This is a genomic window from Microcoleus sp. bin38.metabat.b11b12b14.051 (assembly GCF_013299165.1).
Taxonomy (GTDB): domain Bacteria; phylum Cyanobacteriota; class Cyanobacteriia; order Cyanobacteriales; family Microcoleaceae; genus Microcoleus.
Map to the genome: position 1 here is coordinate 16,580 of NZ_JAAFKD010000032.1, position 15,263 is coordinate 31,842.

10 protein-coding genes are annotated in these 15,263 nt (G+C 46.5%); 8 read left to right on the top strand and 2 right to left on the bottom strand.

The annotated features are described in order from the left end of the window. The first annotated feature begins 553 nt into the window (after positions 1–553). Complete coding sequence (locus QZW47_RS24930; RefSeq protein ID WP_293133161.1) at positions 554–2,215, top strand: ABC transporter substrate-binding protein; 1,662 nt, start codon at positions 554–556, stop codon at positions 2,213–2,215. Between the two features lie 327 nt (positions 2,216–2,542). Continuing rightward, positions 2,543–3,553: an ABC transporter permease gene (locus tag QZW47_RS24935; RefSeq protein WP_293133164.1), complete on the top strand. Its 1,011-nt coding sequence runs from the start codon at positions 2,543–2,545 to the stop codon at positions 3,551–3,553. 163 nt (positions 3,554–3,716) lie between these two features. Here QZW47_RS24935 and QZW47_RS24940 read toward each other — a convergent pair whose 3' ends face one another. Next, positions 3,717–4,127, bottom strand: a complete 411-nt coding sequence (locus QZW47_RS24940; RefSeq protein ID WP_293133167.1) for a hypothetical protein — start codon at positions 4,125–4,127, stop codon at positions 3,717–3,719. Between the two features lie 108 nt (positions 4,128–4,235). On the opposite strand from QZW47_RS24940, the gene QZW47_RS24945 reads away from it, so the two are divergent. The 5 genes from QZW47_RS24945 to QZW47_RS24965 all read left to right on the top strand — a co-directional run bounded on the left by QZW47_RS24945 (position 4,236) and on the right by QZW47_RS24965 (position 11,591). Continuing rightward, on the top strand, positions 4,236–4,421 hold the full coding sequence (locus QZW47_RS24945) for a hypothetical protein (protein WP_293133170.1): 186 nt from the start codon (positions 4,236–4,238) through the stop codon (positions 4,419–4,421). A gap of 151 nt (positions 4,422–4,572) precedes the next feature. Next, complete coding sequence (locus QZW47_RS24950) at positions 4,573–6,441, top strand: efflux RND transporter periplasmic adaptor subunit (RefSeq protein WP_293133172.1); 1,869 nt, start codon at positions 4,573–4,575, stop codon at positions 6,439–6,441. 357 nt (positions 6,442–6,798) lie between these two features. Beyond that, a complete protein-coding gene (locus QZW47_RS24955; protein WP_293133175.1) occupies positions 6,799–8,016 on the top strand; it encodes an ABC transporter permease in 1,218 nt (405 codons plus the stop codon). 289 nt (positions 8,017–8,305) lie between these two features. Next, positions 8,306–9,526: an ABC transporter permease gene (locus QZW47_RS24960; RefSeq protein WP_293133178.1), complete on the top strand. Its 1,221-nt coding sequence runs from the start codon at positions 8,306–8,308 to the stop codon at positions 9,524–9,526. 337 nt (positions 9,527–9,863) lie between these two features. Continuing rightward, entirely contained in the window at positions 9,864–11,591 is a 1,728-nt protein-coding gene (locus QZW47_RS24965) for a phosphatase PAP2 family protein (protein ID WP_293133181.1), read from the top strand. Positions 11,592–11,788: 197 nt separating this feature from the next. Here the strand turns inward: QZW47_RS24965 and QZW47_RS24970 are convergent, their stop codons facing one another. Further along, entirely contained in the window at positions 11,789–14,839 is a 3,051-nt protein-coding gene (locus QZW47_RS24970; protein ID WP_293133184.1) for a glycerol-3-phosphate acyltransferase, read from the bottom strand. 135 nt (positions 14,840–14,974) lie between these two features. Here QZW47_RS24970 and QZW47_RS24975 point away from each other — a divergent pair, with 135 nt between their 5' ends. Beyond that, complete coding sequence (locus QZW47_RS24975; protein WP_293133187.1) at positions 14,975–15,169, top strand: hypothetical protein; 195 nt, start codon at positions 14,975–14,977, stop codon at positions 15,167–15,169. Positions 15,170–15,263: the final 94 nt, after the last annotated feature.

The following is a 15,263-nucleotide window of genomic DNA, read 5'->3' on the forward strand; positions in this document are numbered from 1 at the left end:
TACTAGCGATCACCTAAAATTTAATATTGATTGATGAGTCGGGAGTTGCTCGGGCTATGGTTAGGTAATATGCCCGGTCATTAAAAGGCTCAAGGTTATATCAATACATCGGACAGTTTTATATCTAGTCGAGTGTCCGAAACCCAGACTGGCTATATGGTAGATTATTATTTCAAAGTTTAAGTAAGCGCGCTAAGTTTCCTAAAATGCGTTAAAAATGGCAGGGCTTCCTCGCCCTAGGCTTACAGGGCCGTTAAAAAACTGTCCGAACTATTGTTATATGAGTTCCCAAAAGTAATGCTAAGTAACTGGGCAAAATTAATTACATCAAAAGTCTTAACTAGGCAAGGCTTTCAGGTGAGAGTTTGTGTAATTAATTCTGTGCAACTACTTACAAAAAAGTGTTTTTTCACGGGTCAGCTATGGCACAGGTGCGTCGCTTTGAGATTGTAGATCGACTTGGGAGATTTTCAATGGCGACGCACCCTACGACTACTGTTACTGACTACAAACTTTTAAGATAGCTGATTTTTACCGGGAAGGAGCGATTGAGATGAAATTAATAAAATCCTGGCGTTTATTTTTATTAGGTCTTGTTTTTGGGATGGCTTTAATTCTATCCAATTGCAGCACTAATTCAAACACAGTTAACAATAATAATTCTCCAACTGCGACAACTCCTGGTGCTGTTCCAGCGGGGGCTTTAGTCTACGGCGCGGGCGGCCCACCGGTGAATCTGGAACCGGGAAATGTTACTGATGGTAATTCGGTGATTGCGATCGACCAAATTTACAATCGCTTGACTGATTTTAAACCGGGAACCGTAGAACTGGAACCGAGTCTGGCGACTAAATGGTCGAGTTCGACAGATGGCAAAACTTGGACTTTTAAGTTGCGATCCGGGGTGAAGTTTCACGATGGGACGGATTTTGATGCGGATGCTGTCAAGTTTAATGTCGATCGCTGGTGGGATGCGAAAAATCCTCAGGGGTATCGGGATTCTGGCAAAAATTATCAGATTTGGAAGGACTTTTTTGCTGGATTTAAGGGCGATAAAGATTCCCTGGTCAAGGATGTGACCGTTGTTGATAAGTCTACGATTAGGTTTGTCTTAAATCGGCCTTTTGCGGCCTTTCCGGCGGCGATTGGGTCGGGTTATTTTGGGATCGCGAGTCCGGCGGCGGTGAAAAAAGTGGGGGCTAAATACGGCACTCCGGGGTCGCTGGCGGTGGGTACGGGGCCTTTTGTATTTAAGGAATGGCGATCGGGCGATCGCATTATCTTAGAAAAAAATCCGAATTATTGGAAAGCTGGAACGCCGAAAGTTAATCAGTTGGTACTTCGTTTTGTGGACGATCCGGCGGCGAGATTGGCTCAATTGAGGGCTGGTCAACTTGATTTTACTGTGGATTTAACGCCGGATCAATTGAAAGAGGTGCAGGCGGATACTAATTTAGAAGCTGTGGTGCGGCCTTCTTTTAATGTGGGTTATTTAGCCTTAAATCCGAGTTATGGGCCTTTGGCTAAATCGGAGGTGCGGCGGGCGATCGCCCAAACAATCAACAAACAAGCTATAGTCAAGGCTTTCTGGGGAGAACTTGGCAAACATGACTCGCAATTTATCCCGCCGTCGCTGAATTGGGCGGAGTCTGACAAAGTTAAAGATTACGAATTTAACCCGCAGCAAGCTAAAGCAATGCTGGCGAAGGCCGGTTATCCGAATGGTTTTGATTTGGATTTGTGGTATATGCCCGTCAGCCGTCCCTATTTTCCTACGCCGAAACCGATTGCTGAGGCTTTTGCGGCGGATTTGAGCGCGATCGGGATTCGGGTAAAATTGCTGACAAAGGATTGGTCTGCTTATTTAGCCGATCGACTAAAACCTCCGGGCTTTCAAGCTTTTATGATGGGTTGGACTGGAGATTATGGCGATCCAGACAATTTTTATTATCCTCACTTCGGGCCTGGTTCGACGGCGGATTTGGGAAATTGGAAAAATCCGAAGGTTTTGGAACTTTTGGATCAGGGAAGGGCGAGTGGGGATAAAGCAGCTAGGGCGAAAATTTATGCGGAAGTTGGCGAGATTTTGTATGGGGAGGCTGTGCGTTTGCCGATCGTACATTCACAGCCACTTTTAGGGAAACGCAAGAATATTCAAGGTTGGATTCCAAGTCCTTTGGGTTCGGAGTCTTTTGAGGATGTCAGTAAATCATAGTCCAATACGGTTGACTTAAGAACAATCTGATGAGCAAAAAATGCCTGTATTGCCTATCAAATCGATCTCTGAAATTTGTCAAAAACTGTTAAGTCAACCGTATTGAATCCTAGTCAAGATTTGGTTTGATTAATAAGTAAGGAAGGTTCGTAGTGCGGACTTCAGTCCGCAGATTTTTCAGAGTGTCTTGAGGATGTGAGTAAGTCATAGTGAAGATTTGGTTTGATTAATAAGTAAGGTTCGTAGTGCGGACTGAAGTCCGCTTTCATGCTGCGGACTAAAGTCCGCACTACGAACTTATAATGAGATCACATTTAAAATAAACTGATGTTCCAATATATTGTTAAACGTTTACTAGGAATATTGCCAGTTTTGTTCGGAATCACTCTGCTAGTATTCATTTTTTTGCATTTGATACCTGGAGACCCGGCGACTGTGCTTTTGGGAGAACGCGGAACTCCCGAACAAGTAGAAATCTTGAGAGCGAGATTGGGTTTAAATCAGGCTTTATTTTTGCAATATTTGGCTTTTTTAGGGAGTTTGATGCGCTTTGATTTGGGAAATAGCATTATTAGCGGAATTCCGATAATTGATGAAATTATAACTCGCTGGCCTGCTACTTTGGAACTGTCGGTGGCGGCGATGTTGGTAGCACTTGCGATCGGAATTCCGGCGGGAATTTTGGCGGCGGTTCGGAAGAATAGCTGGCTGGATAATCTGACGATGAGCGGTTCTTTGATTGGGGTATCTTTACCAGTCTATTGGTTGGGTTTGATGTTGATTTATTTGTTTGCTGTTTATCTGAAATGGCTGCCCCCTAGCGGGCGAATTAGTGTGGATTTGGGGTTTGGTTTTAAGTCGATTACGGGTGTTTATGTTGTGGATTCTTTGCTGAGGTGGAATTTGGCTGCTTTCCGGGATGCGATCGCCCATTTAATCCTTCCAGCCTTGACTTTAGGAACTATCCCGCTAGCTATTATCGCTCGAATTACTCGTGCTGCGATGCTGGAAGTGTTATCGCAAGATTACATCCGCACGGCGCGGGCTAAGGGTTTGCCGGAATTTTGGGTGATTTTGAGACACGCTTTGAAAAATGCGTTTTTGCCGATCGTCACAACTATCGGTTTGCAGTTTGGTACGCTTTTAGGCGGTGCGATTTTGACTGAAACGATTTTCTCGTGGCCCGGAATTGGTTCTTGGATTTATAGCGGTATCCTGACGCGGGATTACCCTATTGTCCAAGGCGGAGTAATTTTTGTGGCTGTGACTTTTGTGCTGATCAATCTGGTGGTGGATATTTCCTATGCTGTTTTTGACCCGAGAATTCAGTACCGTTAATTGAAAGAGTTCAGATTCGGCGATTGAAATCGCATCTACACAAACAAAGATCGGATTCGGCGATTGAAATCGCATCTACACAAACAAAGATCGGATTCGGCGATTGAAATCGCATCTACACAAACTTTCGTCCGCCTGCGCGGACTGAAAGAGTAGGACTAAATTAAACAGAAAATGCTTGTTTAACATCGGGCTGTAGCAGGTAGTAAATGCTAGCGATAGCAAAACCCAGAGATAAAAAATTGACGGCTGCACCTGCGGTACCGAACAGTTTAGCAATTTGGGCGAGGATGGCGATGACATGGATAATGAATGTTCCTGTCCAAGCCCAAGTTTTGAGTTGAAACAAACCCCATGCTAAAACTAAGGAAATAATTCCGATAATAATAGCGATTCCAGCAAAAATTGCAATGAACCCGCCGATGACAGTGCCAACTTTGGCACCGAATCCCACTGCACCGAGACCGCCTAAAACGCCTGCAAATAGTAGGATGAACAAGCCGTCAAGCAGGCTGAAGATGCCGCTAATTAACTGTAAGATTGCCAGAACTGTAACGCTTTGAGGACGATTCATGTTTGGGTTTTTCCATTTTTAACAAATTTGCAAAATATTTTAACCTGTTGCGGGGACAGGGCAGAGATATATTCAGGACTTCGGCACCGCGATCGACAAATCGGGTTTATGAGATTCAATGTCTTAAATATGTTGTCGTTTGTCCCACGCACTGTGCGATCGCCCTACAAGACAAGCCACGACGTACACCAAGCCGATCGCCCGCTGGCCGATCCCGCCTCCGTATATTGTGAGTTGCGTGCGATCGAAGCTTGGGCCCACCTCTTGAGGCTGAAAAAACTTAACATTTTTTAATAAGTTGCAAAGATTAGCTATAATTGTTTACAGGTGCTGGTTGGGGAACTTTTTTTAAATCACCCGATCGGATGAGTCTGAAAGACGATGCCGCGCATCAGAAAAAATTTTACCTTTAAGGTAATCCTGAGATTTAATTAGGTGAGTCGGTATGATCGTTAGCCCCAAAAAGGAAGCTGCTCAGGTCAAGGTGGAAGATACTCAGATTGCAGACACCAAGGCCCCAGAGACAAAAATTGCAGATAAAAAAACCGCCCAAAAGCAGTCCCCTAAGAAACCCGCACGGAAGATGCCGCGATGGGCGATCGGTTTGGTTGCAGCCGGGTTGCTAGCTGTACCGACTACCTTATATATATCAAAAAGTCGATCGCAGCCGAAAGTAGATGCGATCGCAGCAATGACAGTGCCGGTGGAAGCGCAAAACCTGACGGTGCGGATCACCTCTAGCGGGACAGTGCAACCCGTACAGCGCGTGAATCTCAGCCCCAAAGGCTCCGGCCGGATCGCAGAGTTATTTGTCGAACAGGGCGATCGCGTGGAAGCAGGACAAATGGTCGCCCGTATGGAAAGCCGCGACGTGGAAGCTCAACTCGCCCAAGCCAAAGCCCGCGAAGCCAGCATTCGAGCTAAACTTGCCAAAATTGAAGCTGGAAATCGATCGGAAGACATCGCCAGCGCCCGCGCGCGTGTAGAGCAAGCCCAGGCTACTCTAGCGCAACTCCAAGCCGGCAGTCGTGTAGAAGAAGTTGCAGGAGCCAGAGCCCGATTGCAGCAAACTCAAGCCCGTTTAGAGCAACTCAAAGCCGGCAGTCGCGTAGAAGAAGTCAGCCAAGGGCGAGCTCGTCTAGCCCAAGCTCAAGCGCGTTTAGCAGACGCTCAAACTGGCAGTGTCAAACAAGAAATTGCCCAAGCACAAACGCAAATTGAATCGAGTAAAGCCCAAGCTGAACTAACAGCTCAGCGGGTGGAACGCAACCGCCCATTAGTGCAAGAAGGTGCTCTTGCTCAAGATAAACTCGATGAGTTGATCAAAGAAAATCGCACGGCTCAAGCTAAGGTAAGAGAAGCCCAAAAACGCTTGCAACAACTGCAAGAAAGTCGCGAGTCGCAAATTCAGCAACTGCAAGCTGCTGTGGAAGTAGAACAGCAAGGATTGAAGCAGTTACAAAACGGCACGCGATCGGAAGAAATTACCAAAGCCGAAGCAGAAGTTGCCGAAGCTAAAAGCAAATTAGCACAAACCGAAAACGGCAACCGTCCAGAAGAAATCGCTAAAGCCCAAGCCGCAGTTGCTGAAGCAAAAAGCCAATTAGCCGTACAAGAAAACGGCGCTCGCCCTGAAGAAATAGCCTCCGCTAAAGCTGATTTAGCCGAAGCTCAAGCTCAAGTCCGCTTCCAAGAAGTGCAGTTAGAAGATACGAAAGTTCGCGCTCCTTTTGCAGGAGTTATTACCCAAAGATACGCGATTCAAGGAGCTTTTGTAACTCCAGCAACTTCGGCATCCGAGGCGACTTCGGCAACTTCGACATCGATTGTCGCTCTGGCTAGAGATGTGGAAGTTTTGGCGAAAGTCCCGGAGGCAGATATCAGTCAAATTAAACCGGGTCAAATAGTTGAAATTGTGGCTGATGCTTATCCCGATAAAGTGTTTAAAGGCCGCGTTAAGTTAATTGCGCCGGAAGCGGTGAAAGAGCGAGATGTAACTCTGTTTCAAGTGCGCGTTGCGATTGACACGGGCAAGGATTTCTTGCAGTCTGGAATGAATGTAGATTTGAAATTTGTCGGTCAAAAGCTCAGCAATGCTTTGGTTGTTCCAACGGTGGCCATTGTGACTAATAAGGGTCAAACCGGCGTGCTGGTTCCCGATGAGAAGCAGCAGCCGAAGTTTAAGCCTGTGACTGTTGGCTCGACTATTGGTAACAAGATTCAGATTTTAGAGGGTGCTAAAACGGGCGATCGGGTTTTTACTGAACTTCCGGCTGGTAAAAAGTTGGAGGATATTATTAAGAATCAAAAGTAGTCATTGGTCATTGGTCATTGGTCATATCATGTCCGGTGGATTGAGCACAATAAGATTGGTTTGTAGTGCGGACTTCAGTCCGCCAAACGCTCCGGACTGAAGTCCGCACTACGAACAGTTTTGGTTTGTAGTGCGGACTTCAGTCCGCACAATAAGATTGGTTTGTAGTGGGGACTTAAGTCCGCCAAATGCTGCGGACTGAAGTCCCCACTACGAACCGTTTTGGTTTGTAGTGGGGACTTAAGTCCGCCAAATGCTCCGGACTGAAGTCCGCACTACGAACCGTTTTTGCTTTTGATGAGTAAATCCTGCAATAGAAAAATCGAAAATCCAAAATCTAAAATCTAAAATAGACTCATGGATATTGTTGAAAGTGTCAAAATGGCTGTCACAACTTTGACAGCTAATAAGCTCCGCAGTAGCTTGACGATGTTAGGAATTATCATCGGTAATGCTTCCGTAATTTCGATGATTGGTATTGGCGAAGGAGCTCAAACCTATATTGCGGGACAGGTTAACTCTTTGGGTTCCAACTTGCTGTTTATCATTCCCGGAAGTCCAGATGCCCAAAGTCGCCCGGTGATTCCTCCTCAGACTTTGGTGTTGGATGATGCTCTGGCGATCGCCTCTCAAGTTCCTTCTGTCGAACAAGTTGCACCCACTCTCAATGACAGTCAAATCGTTACTTACCGCAATAAAAACGTTTCGTCTTCGATTGTGGGAACTACTCCCGAGTTTTTGTCGGTAAGAAGCTTTGATATTGCTCAAGGTCGATTTTTAAACAAGTTAGATTTAGAAAGACAAGAAAATGTAGTTGCTTTAGGCTCAGAAGCTGCTGAACAATTGTTTGGGAATACGCAGCCTGTCGGTCAATATGTCCGCATAAAAAACGCGACTTTTCAAGTAATTGGAGTGATGCAGGCGAAAGGTTCGAGTTTTGGTGACAATCAAGATATGAATGTTTATTTGCCGCTAACAACGATGGCTAACCGCATTGTCGGTCGCTCGTCTCCTTACGGCACTAAGGTAACATTTATTTCGGTTTCGGTGAAAGATGAGAAGTTAATGAGGGCGGCGCAATTTCAAATAGAAAATTTGCTGCGCTTGCGCCACAATATTACTAAAGAGGATGATTTTACTGTCCGAAATCAGAAGGATTTAATGAAGACTTTGGGCAGCATTACTGGTGCTTTGACTCTGATGTTGGCTTTTGTGGCGGCAATTTCGCTGTTTGTCGGCGGCATCGGGATTATGAATATAATGCTGGTTTCGGTGACTGAACGTACTAAGGAAATTGGATTGCGAAAGGCGATCGGTGCTTCTCCTCAGGATATTCTGATTCAGTTTATGATTGAGGCTGTGATTTTGTCGGCGGCTGGTGGCGCGATCGGTACTGGGTTTGGTATCGGCGGTGTGTTTTTGGTGTCTGCTTTTAGTCCTTTGCAAGCTAGCGTGTCTCCAGTGGCGATCGCCCTTGCGGTTGGTGTTTCTGGTAGCATTGGCTTGTTTTTCGGCATCGTACCCGCAAAACAAGCTGCTAAATTAGACCCGATTGTCGCATTGAGAAGCGCTTAAAAAGAAGGAAGAAGGAAGAACGAAGAAGGAAGAGGGAAGAGACAAGAACCAAGATAGTTTTACATTCTATTCTGCACGCACACAGTCTATGTCTAAGATGCACAGTTTATGATAATAAAACTGTTTTTCGTCAGTTGTTGAACCTCGGAAGGAGTGAAGTTCTTACTACAAACCTAATTACCAAGTTATGAATTTTATTGAAAGCGTTTTATGATAATAAAACTGTTTTTCGTCAGTTGTTGAAGCTCGGAAGGACTGAAGTCCTCACTACAAACCTAATTGCCAAGTTATGAATTTTATTGAAAGCGTTAAAATGGCCGGTCAAACACTGCTCGCAAACAAAACTCGCAGCAGTTTAACGATGATTGGGATGATTGTGGGAAATGCCTCGGTAATTGCGATGATTGGGATTGGAGAAGGTGCTCAAAATTTTGTGGGCGGACAAGTTAAATCCCTGGGTACAAATGTATTGATTGTGAGAGCCGGAGTGCCTAATGCTAGCCGCAGTTCGATTAGAAATGCGCCTCAAACACTTATAGTAGAAGATGGTAAGGCGATCGCAACTCAAGTCCCGTCGGTACAAGGCGTCTCCGCAGAACTCAACAGTTCTGAACTTGTTCGCTACGGTAACAAAAATGTGTCGTCTCTGATTTTCGGCACAATTCCAGAATTTCTGACTGTCAGAAACTTTGAGATGGCTAAAGGGCGATTTTTGACGGAACTCGATGTCAAGCAAAACAATCAAGTTGTGGTTCTTGGTTCAGAATTAGCCGAAAAACTGTTTGCTAATACCAATCCCCTCGGCGAACAAGTGCGAGTCAAAAATGTCAGCATGAAAGTAATTGGAGTATTTGCGCCCAAAGGCACATCTTTTGGTACAAATTATGATAACTCGGCGGTTGTGCCGATCGCCACAATGGCCAACCGGATTGTCGGGCGAAAGTCTCCCTACGGTTTAGCTGTCACTTCGCTGTTTATTTCGATTCAAGATGAGTCGAAAATGGATGCTGCTCAATTTCAGGTGGAAAATTTGCTGAGATTGCGACACAAGATTACCACAGAAGATGACTTTACGGTCAGAAATCAGAAAGATTTAATGGCAACAATGGGATCGATTTCCGGGGCCCTGACACTGATGTTAACTGCTGTGGCTAGTATTTCGCTGTTGGTGGGGGGAATTGGGATTATGAACATTATGCTGGTTTCCGTCAGCGAGCGCACCCAGGAAATTGGGCTGAGAAAGGCGATCGGAGCATCCCAAAACGATATTTTGTTTCAATTCATTATCGAAGCTGTAATTTTATCGGCGGCGGGCGGGATTGTCGGTACTTGTGTAGGTGTCGGCGGGATCTTGCTTGTAGGTAATTTCACGCCCCTGCAAGCTGGTATTTCGCCTGTGGCGATCGCCCTGGCTGTTAGCGTATCGGGTACAGTAGGCCTCTTTTTCGGCGTTGTTCCGGCACGTCAGGCCGCCAAACTTGACCCCATCGCCGCTTTAAGAAGTGCTTAACAAATAATTACAAAAATACCTTACTTAAGTATATACCAGCGTCGCTTAATACATAACATAATGTTACAATTGAATTATACTCACATTATATATTTAAAGATCAATAAAATCATTACAAATGTAAATTTTGAGTAAAGTTCATGTATTTTTATATCATCGATAAATTAAAAACTTTATACAAACGAGTGAAAGATTAAAGATTCAATAAAGTTTCGATCCGGGTATTTACTTACTAACTGAAAAGTCTAATAATCTAAACTACGAGCAAACACTTATAGGATTTTTATCGAGACTATAAGTGCTTGCTATTTAATGAAAAAATATCAAATAATCACCAATGACATCTCTTACCGGTACTCCTAAATTCGACTATCTCGAAGGAACTTCAGGCTCAGATCAAATTAATGGTTTGGATGGCAATGACATAATATACGGCAGCGGCGGAGACGACTTCCTCCAAGGCGATCGCGGTAAAGACAAAATCTGTGGCGACTCCGGCAACGATTCAATTTTCGGCGGTGCAGACGACGATATCATCTGGGGCGGCAAAGGCAACGACCTAATTTTTGCCAATTCCGGCAACGACATCCTCGACGCCGGCAAAGGAAGCGATACTCTCAGCGGTGGTGAAGGCGATGACATTTTTACGATCGGCAAAGGTAGCGGCGGCCCAACCGTAGCCACGGCAGACTACATCACCGACTTCGAGAAAGGCAAGGACAAAATTCGGTTGCTCGACGGCCTGACATTTGGAGACTTAAACATCCAGCAAGGCACAAACGCTAACAGCAACAGCACCGTTATTCAAGACAAACTCACAGGCGAATATTTAGCAGTGTTGCAGGGAGTCAACAGCAACACCGTCACCCCCGACAACTTCACAACTTATCTTTCGGGAAACCCTATCAGAGATTGGAACACAACGATGCTGGATGCCATCCGGACAGCCAGCACCCCGCCTCCGCTAGCCTCCCGCAACATGGCAATGGTTTCCGCAGCAATTTACGATGCGGTGAACTCGATTAGCAAAAAATACACCCCTTACCGCGTCAGCATAGATGCACCCGCAGGCGCGTCAGAACAAGCAGCAGCAGCAGCAGCAGCCCAACAGGTATTAGTCAGCCTCTATCCAGCACAAGCAGCAAAATTCGATGCAGCATACCAATCATCTCTGTTTACAATTCCTGACGGCAAATCCAAAGATGACGGCATCGCCCTCGGGAGACAAGTTGCTGACCAAATTATCAGTTGGCGGAGTACAGACGGCGCCACAAAAGTAGTACCGTACACCCCTAAAAATGCTCCCGGCAGTTGGCAGCCGACTCCCCCAGCCCTGGCTGCGGCGCTGGCGCCCCAGTGGCCTAGCGTGACTCCTTTTGCGATGACTAGCGGCTCTCAGTTCCGCCCGTCGGGCCCGCCCGCCCTCGATAGCGCCAAGTACGCAGAGGAACTAAACTTCGTCAAAGAAATCGGCAAAATTGACAGTCTGACGCGCACCCCAGACCAAACTGCGATCGCCAAATTCTGGGCCAACGGCTCAGGTACTTTTACTCCTCCCGGCCACTGGAACCAAATAGCCTCAGAAGCATCAGCCCTCGTCGGCACGTCCTTGGAAGATAGCGCCCGCTTGTTCGCCCTGCTGAATATTGCCGAAGCCGATGCAGCTATTACCTCCTGGGATTCCAAGTATCAGTACGACTTCTGGCGCCCAGTAACAGCGATTCGCCAAGCTGACAGAGACAACAATCCCGACACGACAATCGACGACAAATGGACGCCACTGTTGATAACACCGCCCTTCTCGGAATACACGTCAGGCCACAGTACCTTTAGCGGTGCCGCCGAACCCGTCATGAACTCTGTATTTGGTGCAGATTTTGGGTTTGCCAACAAGGGAGACAAATCTATCAACAGTTTGCGAACCTTTGAAAACTTTGCCCAAGCGGCGGATGAATCGGGGATGAGTCGCATTTTCGGAGGCATTCATTTCATGAGTGCTAACGTAGACGGTTTGAGTTCTGGTAGAAAGGTGGGTAACTATGTTGTCCAGAATTTCTTAGTTTAGGAAAATCGCGAGTCGATCGGGAAATGGAAAATGGAAAACTTTTTATTTTCCATTTTTCATCAAAACACGTCTTCCGTAAATCTTTTATTGATGGATCGACCGCAGATAAAATGCAGATAAACACAGATAAACGCAGATAATTTGCAGATTTAAAAGCTTGGTAATGCAATGCAAGTCTCAACTATTCAAGCGCGTTTTCAATCGAGCAATTCAACAGTACCGAGATATCCGTCAACTCGCACTTTTTGACCGTCTCGCAGGCGAGTTGTGGCTTCAGCAACATTCATCACAGCCGGAATTTTGTACTCGCGAGCAACGATCGCTCCGTGAGACAATTGGCCGCCAACTTCGGCTATAATTGCTGTTGCTCCCAATAGCAGTGGCGCCCAACCAGCATCGGTATAAGGTACTACAGCGATCGCATTTTCGCCTAACTCTGTGGTGACACTCCGGCAAATCTTGACAAAACCTTCGACGCAGCCGATACTGGCGGGGATTCCCTGCATGATACCGGTTGTAGATGTTGCGGGGTCGATCGACCTTTTGCGAGAAGTTGGCAGTAAATTGCCGTAGACTACAGGGGGAATCGGGCGATCGCGATCGGTTAACAGGCGATCGCGCCTCAGCCGAATCGTCTCCTGAAAAGAAACACTCGCACCGCTGCGAATCCACTGCTGAATCTCCCCAAATTCCAGATAAAAAATATCACCAGGTTCCTGAAACACCTGCATTTCCAATCCGCAAGCTTCAATATCTAGAAAAGTCCAGCGCAGGTAAGCCAACAACCGGGCGTAAATTTCGCTAATTTGGCTTTTGACTGTAGCTCGTTGCTGACATTTATCTAAACGCCACTTTTGAGCAAAAGTCAAACTTAATTTATCAGTTGCTGGTAAATTAGCAACAGCAGATTTATGAGCCATAGTTACCAGCAATTTGCGGTAAGTTTCCGGCTGTTCCCGCCAAGTGGGAACAGCGATATCCGTTCCCACTTCACTCAAATATCCATAACTATCAAGCCACTGTTCAAACTCTGCTTGTAAAGCCGGAGTTTCAGCAAATATCTGTGCTAACTGTGCTGCTGAAACATTCTCGCCCGACTGCGAAATCGCAACTTCTCGCAACTTTTGAGCCAACTGCTGCAAAGCTCGCACCGAAGCGATTTCTGGAGCAGTATCATTAACCAGCCATTCATCGTTAACCCGAAAAATTGCTTTGCGAATTGCCAGCCCGATCGGCCCTAAGATATTGTAGTAAGTAATCGGCTTCAGCCACTCCTGAATTTTTTCAGATTTATCCAACAACTCCGACAGATACTGATAATTGGGAATTGGGAATTGGGCATTGGGCATTGGGCATTGGCCATTGGGCATTAATATTTCTTCTTCCCTCGAACCTTTTCCTTCTTCCTTCTTCCCTCTTCCTTCTTCCTTCAAAAGACTTTGCAGAGCGGGCTGAAATATCGAAGTGCGATCGACCTCAAATTCTGCATTCAGCGCCCGTTCACGCTGCACCAGACGCCACAAACCGGGCAAATTCGGCAAAACTTTCATCAAAGGCGGCTTACCCATCTTCTGCCCTCTGAGCAAAAACTCCAAACCCTGCTCCGGCAATCCCATCATCCGAAAGATCTCGCCCAACAAAGTCGCGTTAAAATAGGCGTGGGAACCCAGCAAAGTCGCTGTTTCCTTGAAATTTAGACCAGCCGCGCGATCGCCCAAAACCACGCTAAAAATCTCTCCCCAAACCCCACAAGTCAGCGGCCGATTAATCGACCAAGTTAGCGGGCGAATGGCACCGGGAATCACTTCTGCGGCAATAGTGCGAGTCCAAAACGGCTGCAAATTAGTAATCGGGCGGCTTTGCAAAATCCAAACTTTTTCCCCGTCCCAACTCCACTCAATATCCTGCGGGATGCCGTGAAAAAAAGCTTCTATTGTTTGCGCTAGTTTGAGTAATTCAGCTATAATTTGTTTGTCAATAATTGAACTAATTTCGAGTTCGTTTAAATTTCGTTCTAAATTTTCAGGCTGAGTAAAATCAACTTCCAAATGTAGCGGAGTAACTTGTCCACCAACAACAGATTCCGCACCTCCCGGCAAAGCTTCAATAATTATCTGGGAACCGCCATCTAAAGGATTGCGACTGAACATAACTCCGGCAACTTTGCCCTCAATATAAGGCTGAATCAAGACAGCCATTTGAGTATCTGGGATTTGTCGTTGGCGGCGGTAAGCCACAGCTTCCGAACTCCAATAAGACTGGCGGCAGCGGTTAATGCCATCGAGCAATTCTGCTTCAGTCAAAACAGGCCCGATGGTTTCATATTGTCCGGCTGCGGAACTAATATCGCCATCTTCTCCCGCCGCCGAAGAGCGCACAATCATGCGGTTGGATATCTTCGATTTCAGATTTTGGATGACAGAATTATTGATTGAAATGCGATCGGCATTTCCCTCATTCCCTCTCCTCTCTTCCCTCTCCCCTCTTCCTTCTTCCTTCTTCCTTCTTCCTTCTTCCTTCTTCCTTCTTCCTTCTTCCTTCGATGCCAAAATCCAGCCAGCAGGAACATTAAAACCAGCGCGTTTTAGCTGAGACAACCTAGCAGCCTTATCGCCGCAGATTCCAGCATCCAACGAGTCATCGAGAGAAAACAATTGTTCCGATTTAGACAAAGCCATATCATCACCCTGACTGAGATTAATTGCTGCTAATAAAACTCCCAATCCTGCTGCTGCTGAGAATTCCGGCAAAGATTGACGCCACACCCAAACCCAGATGGGCGTACACAGACAGCCACAGCGAGAAGCAAACAGTCTCGCCCGATCGCCCTTTTCCCAGAACCGATCTGCCAAACCCCACACCAGTAGCCCCCAAATGCCCGAACAAACAGCCACCGGTGGCGAAAATACCAAAAGACCCCAAACAGCGTTAGTGACGCCTCCACCTCGGGCGATCGCATATCTGGCGGCCACTAGAGGAATCAACAGGGCGATCGCGATCGCAGGCGCATCAGGAAACCAAAACCGCCCCGCCAAAACAGGCAAAATACCCCGGGCAATTTCCGCCAACACCGCAGCAATCCCCGCCAACTTCCCCCCGTGAATGAAAGCAGCCGACACGCCCGCATTCCCGGTACCCAACCGCCTCAAATCCTTGCCACCCAGGAGTTGCACCGCCCAGCGAGTCAGCGGCAAAGCACCCAGAGCAAAACTGGCAACTAGCAGCAATGCGATCGTCAACAACGGCATAAAGGAGCCCTCGAATTTCCATCTCTAAGCATTATGGCTGCAATTCACTCACTTTTTCAGTCTTCAGATATATCGCAGGATCACCAATAGCACATAAAATACAATAGAAGTAGAGTAAATAAGGATTTCAACCTAATGGTAGAACACAACCTAACGATTCCCCTCGCAGTTCTTGGTGTTGGATTTGTGGCAGCAGTTGGTATCGGTTCAATTGCCTGGTACAACTCCAAGCGCCCCCCGGGTTGGGAATCCAAAGAACGACCTGATTTTGTTCCAAAAGTTGATAAAGATGATTTGATTGCGGATGCCTCTGAGTCCAAAGGTAAATAATACAAACTTTTTCGAGACGAAGAAAACCTCAGATAGGACTTGTCGATTAATGAAAAAACTTGGTCGTTGCCAGCCGGAATGCTGCAAGTCGAAC